Genomic DNA, 1611 nt, shown 5'->3' with positions numbered 1-1611 from the left:
TTGGCAATAGCAATCCGTGCAAAGCGCTTTGGTCTAACGCTACAAGAGGCGAAAAATCCGCTTTCTGGTACTTATATCGGGCGGCTTTGTTTGCAGGGGCAACTCACTCAAGAGCAATACGACGCTGCGCAACAGTATCTACAGATAAGAAACAATTACCTTTGTGCTAAAGGCTTGCCAAGCGCCGTTTACGATGAAATGCCTTCGTCAACTGATGATAAGGCAAGAGACAAGTGGGTAGAATTTGCTACAGAACAGTTTTTAAACATGCAAGAGGCAATAAAAGAAGCACAATGCCTCTATAGACAGTATAATTTTTATGCAGCGCTACAGTATCTTATTATAGAAGACCAAATGCTACCGCATCTCGTGAGTTCATTGCGTATAGCTCTTAATGCTCTTCAAAAGCACTTTTCACAAAAGTAGATTAAAAGATATATTACGAACCAAAGATAAAGGGTATTGCAATAACAGCCAAGGCAGTCACCATTGCGAATAAACATGCTGGAATCTTTAATCTGAATCTCCATAGTATGTTAATTGGAAGAGACATTATAGCGATTATTACTAATCCTATGACAAACCACTCTATTATCTTATTTTTATCAAAACGATGTTCTAATATTTCATTATAATCTTCTTCGCTTATAGCAGCTACCTTGGGACCAACACCAATTACCTTATATTTCCTAGCCCATTCCGGAAGAAGTGATTTATCATAATTCGCCTCCGCCTCTGAGATACATTTAATAACAGAAGATGGATCTCTTACATCACGCAAAACAGGAATTTTGCCATTTACACATATATGCTTCCAAGGGTCATAATCTTTTGATTGTTGACTACTTACATGACCAGTGAATAAGATACTTATTATTCCGAATAAGGCAATTTTCTTTAAATATGGTAATAACATCAGATCTTATCTTTTGTTTTTCATTGACTGTATTTTTATCTATACTGATTCCCTTTGAATATACCAATACGTGTCATTTTAGTGTTGACAACGTGTTGCAAATCGTATTTAATGACATTACTGTACTTGGTCGTATTGTATCTAGACGAGAGGTGGTGCAGTTTTAAATCCCCGCAAATGCGGGGTTTTTTATTATCGGGAGGGCGTATTTTATGACATCAGAAAATACAGAACAGGCTCCACAAATAAAAAACAAACGGAGACCTCCAAGGGCTGGTCAAGGGCGTGCCAAAGGCGTTCCCAATAAGATGACGCGTATTTTAAAAGAGGCCGTTGTGAGAGCTGCTGAGAATGCTGGCAATAAAATAGGCAATGACGGTTTGATCTCTTATTTGGAAAAGCAAGCTATGGATTGCCCCGCTGCTTATTTGGCCTTGCTTGGTAAGGTGTTGCCTTTACAGATTACAGGTGAGGATGGGGGAGCGATAAAGACGATAACGCGTGTGGAAATCGTGCCTTTGGTCAATGACAACCACGCAAATTAAGATTGTTCCAAAGCTTATTCCGATATTTACAGGCAATGCGGCGGTGCGTGCAGCTTGGGGAGGACGAGGGTCTGGAAAGACAAGATCATTTGCTTTGATGGCAGCGTTAAAAGGCTATCAGTTCGGCATGGGAGGGATATCAGGCACTAT

Annotated in this window: 3 protein-coding genes and 1 pseudogene; 3 read left to right on the top strand and 1 reads right to left on the bottom strand. The window is 39.9% G+C overall.

Going from position 1 to position 1611, the window contains the following annotated elements:
- On the top strand, positions 1–426 hold a 426-nt coding region (locus MCQ_RS07545; protein WP_108702509.1), incomplete at its 5' end, for a hypothetical protein.
- Between the two features lie 13 nt (positions 427–439).
- On the opposite strand, the gene MCQ_RS07540 is transcribed toward MCQ_RS07545, so the two are convergent.
- Positions 440–916, bottom strand: coding sequence for a hypothetical protein (locus tag MCQ_RS07540; RefSeq protein ID WP_006924570.1), 477 nt, complete (start codon positions 914–916; stop codon positions 440–442).
- A 212-nt stretch (positions 917–1128) separates the two neighbouring features.
- Between MCQ_RS07540 and MCQ_RS07535 the strand changes: the two genes are divergently transcribed.
- Positions 1129–1461 carry a hypothetical protein gene (locus MCQ_RS07535; RefSeq protein ID WP_006924565.1) on the top strand — a complete coding sequence of 111 codons (333 nt, stop codon included), beginning with the start codon at positions 1129–1131 and terminating at the stop codon, positions 1459–1461.
- Positions 1442–1611, top strand: a pseudogene (locus MCQ_RS07530) (PBSX family phage terminase large subunit); the annotation flags it as partial. The gene MCQ_RS07535 and the pseudogene MCQ_RS07530, both read left to right, overlap by 20 nt.

Source organism: Candidatus Bartonella washoeensis Sb944nv (assembly GCF_000278135.1).
GTDB lineage: Bacteria > Pseudomonadota > Alphaproteobacteria > Rhizobiales > Rhizobiaceae > Bartonella > Bartonella washoeensis.
The sequence above is the reverse complement of the archived record's forward strand: the minus strand, read 5'-3'. Positions and strand labels throughout refer to the sequence as shown.

Coding starts and splice junctions, on each gene's coding strand:
- MCQ_RS07540 (WP_006924570.1), bottom strand. CDS start 916: ATGTTATTACCATATTTAAAGAAAATTGCCTTATTCGGAATAATAAGT.
- MCQ_RS07535 (WP_006924565.1), top strand. CDS start 1,129: ATGACATCAGAAAATACAGAACAGGCTCCACAAATAAAAAACAAACGG.